The organism is Aestuariivirga sp., from assembly GCF_041738905.1.
Lineage (GTDB): Bacteria > Pseudomonadota > Alphaproteobacteria > Rhizobiales > Aestuariivirgaceae > Aestuariivirga.
The window spans coordinates 1-2,146 of sequence record NZ_JBGSOZ010000096.1 but is presented as its reverse complement, the minus strand read 5'-3'; the positions used below and the strand labels follow the sequence as shown (position 1 = coordinate 2,146).

At 64.6% G+C, this 2,146-nt stretch carries 3 protein-coding genes; all 3 read left to right on the top strand.

Annotated elements, in window-relative coordinates; translation table 11 throughout:
• Positions 1 to 318: DciA family protein (locus tag ACEW8Q_RS08375; RefSeq protein ID WP_373503599.1), on the top strand; the 318-nt coding region annotated here is incomplete at its 5' end.
• A gap of 39 nt (positions 319 to 357) precedes the next feature.
• A complete protein-coding gene (locus ACEW8Q_RS08370) occupies positions 358 to 978 on the top strand; it encodes a DsbA family protein (RefSeq protein ID WP_373503598.1) in 621 nt (206 codons plus the stop codon).
• Between the two features lie 32 nt (positions 979 to 1,010).
• Positions 1,011 to 2,146: chromosome segregation SMC family protein (locus ACEW8Q_RS08365; protein ID WP_373503597.1), on the top strand; the 1,136-nt coding region annotated here is incomplete at its 3' end.

Here is a 2,146-nt window from a genome sequence, read left to right as displayed (position 1 = left end):
GCTGCGGAAGAGGCCCGGGCGGGCGGCGGCACGCTGGTCATCCGGGCGGCGCCGGGCCGGGCGCTCGAACTACAATATGAAGCGTCGCGCATCATCTCGCGCATCAACAGCTTTTTTGGCTATGGCGCTATCGCGAAGATCAAGGTGATGCAGGCGGTGGAGCTTTCGGCCAAGCGGGCCGGCCCGCCTGCGCTTCCCGAAAAACCCGTTTGTGAGCAAGAACTTAAGACGCTGGACGATGGTCCTCTGAAGGCCGCTCTGGAGCGCCTTGGGCGGGGTGTCGCGAGCACCCGGCAGAGTTCTCCACAAGAGAAATAACGATTGGTTTCAACCCTCAACATCTAGTAGGTAACCCTCATGACAAGCATTTCCCGCCGCCGCCTGCTCCTCGCCGGAGCCGCCTTCGCCGCCCTTGGCGCCGCCTCGCCCGCGTTCGCCGCGGTGGACGTTGCGGAACTGAACAAGGCGCCGAGCCTCGGCGACATGGCGCTGGGCGCCGATGAAGGTGCCAAGGTCACCATCATCGAGTACGCCTCGGCCACCTGCCCCCATTGCGCGGCCTTCCACAAGGACGTGTGGCCGAAGCTCAAGGCGGACTACGTCGACACCAAGAAGATCCGCTATATCTTCCGTGAGTTTCCGCTGAACGATCCGGCGCTGGCCGCCTTCATGATCGCCCGCGCGGCGCCGAAGGAAGCCTACTTCCCGCTGATGGACGCTTTCTTCGGCACGCTGGAGACCTGGGCTCAAAATCCAGCGGAGGGCCTCCTCAACATCGCCAAGCAGGCGGGCTTCACGCAGGAGAAGTTCAACATGACGCTGAAGGACCAGTCGCTGGCCAAGGGCATCATGGAAATCCGCGATGGCGGCGTGAAGTTCGGGGTGCAGGGCACGCCGCACTTCTTCATCAACGGCGAGACCTTCGAGGGCGAACGCACGTTTGACGCGTTCAAGGCAGCGATCGACCCGCTTCTCTGAGGCGGGCCGGGGTTTAAGGGACTGAGGGCAAGATGAAATTCACGCGGCTGAGGCTTTCGGGATTCAAATCCTTCGTGGAGCCGACCGATCTTTTCATCGAGCCCGGTCTCACCGGCGTCGTCGGCCCCAATGGCTGCGGCAAGTCGAACCTGCTCGAAGGCCTGCGCTGGGTGATGGGCGAAAGCTCCTACAAGTCCATGCGCGCGTCCGGAATGGATGACGTGATCTTCTCCGGCACCACCCAGCGCCCGGCCCGCAACATGGCGGAAGTGCTGGTCACCATGTCGAATGACGATGGTTCCGCGCCACCGCAGTATCAGGGCCACGAGACGCTGGAAATCTCACGCCGCATCGAGCGCGATTCAGGCTCGGCCTACCGTATCAACGGCAAGGAAGTCCGCGCGCGGGACGTGCAGTTGCTGTTTGCCGATGTTTCCACCGGTTCGCGCTCGCCCGCCCTCGTGCGGCAGGGGCAGATCGGGGAGATCATCAATGCGAAGCCGCAGGCCCGCCGCCTGATCCTCGAGGAAGCCGCCGGCATCACCGGCCTTCACACACGCCGCCATGAGGCCGAACTCAAGCTGAAGGCCGCCGAACAGAATCTCACGCGCCTCGATGATGTGACGGCGCAGCTCGAGACGCAGCTGAACAGCCTCAAGCGCCAGGCGCGGCAGGCAACAAAGTACAAGAGCCTGTCCGGCGAAATCCGCAGGCTGGAGGCCATGGGCCTCTATGTGAACTGGAAGGACGCTTCCGAGACTGCGAAGCGCGATGCCGCCGCCCTCGACGAGGCGACACGCGTGCTGGCCGAGCATACGCGGTCATCTTCCGAGAAGCTGCGCCTGCGCGACGATCTGGGCGAGAAACTGCCTTCGCTCCGCGAGCAGGAGGCAATCCGCGCCGCCGTGCTTCAGCGCATCAGCCACGAGCGCAACACGCTGGACGAGGAAGAGCGCCGCGCCGACCAGCGCCGCAAGGAACTGGACCAGCGCATCGCGCAGGCCAATGCCGACCTCTCGCGCGAGCAGGAACTGCTGAACGATACCGATCGCGTGCTGGCGAAGCTGGCCGAGGAAGGCGAGGCCCTGCAGGACTCGCAGGGCTCCGATACGGAGATGCGCGCCGAAGCCGCCGTGGCCTTGCAGGCAGCCGCCGAGGCCCTGGCCCG